This window comes from Escherichia sp. MOD1-EC5950, from assembly GCF_002965345.1.
Classification (GTDB): Bacteria; Pseudomonadota; Gammaproteobacteria; order Enterobacterales; family Enterobacteriaceae; genus Escherichia; species Escherichia marmotae.
Map to the genome: position 1 here is coordinate 1 of NZ_PTSR01000165.1, position 329 is coordinate 329.

Sequence of the window (329 nt, forward strand, 5' to 3'; positions counted from 1 at the left end):
GTGTATCCCGGATCTTCCCCGTCTTTCAGTTTGAAGCAAACCGCCGGGATACCTTCGTCCGGGCGACCGGTGCAGATGAACTCATACGGTCCCAGTTTAGCGATTTCATCCGCCAGGTAAGTGGCGACCTGATAAGAGGCATTCTGCACTTTGGTGTAGCCTTCACGACCGAGGCGCAGGAATTCATAGTACTGGGCAATCACCTGACCCGCCGGACGCGAGAAGTTGATGGCAAAAGTCCCGATTTGCCCGCCGAGATAGTCAACGTTAAACACCAGCTCTTTCGGCAGTGCTTCTTCGTCACGCCAGATAACCCAGCCGCAGCCCAG

The 329-nt window shown here is 55.6% G+C and carries 1 protein-coding gene; it reads right to left on the reverse strand.

The genetic code is table 11. From position 1 onward, the window contains the following. A partial coding sequence (locus tag BEA93_RS24835; protein WP_236942916.1) for a pyridoxal-dependent decarboxylase occupies window positions 1–329 on the reverse strand: 329 nt, incomplete at both ends.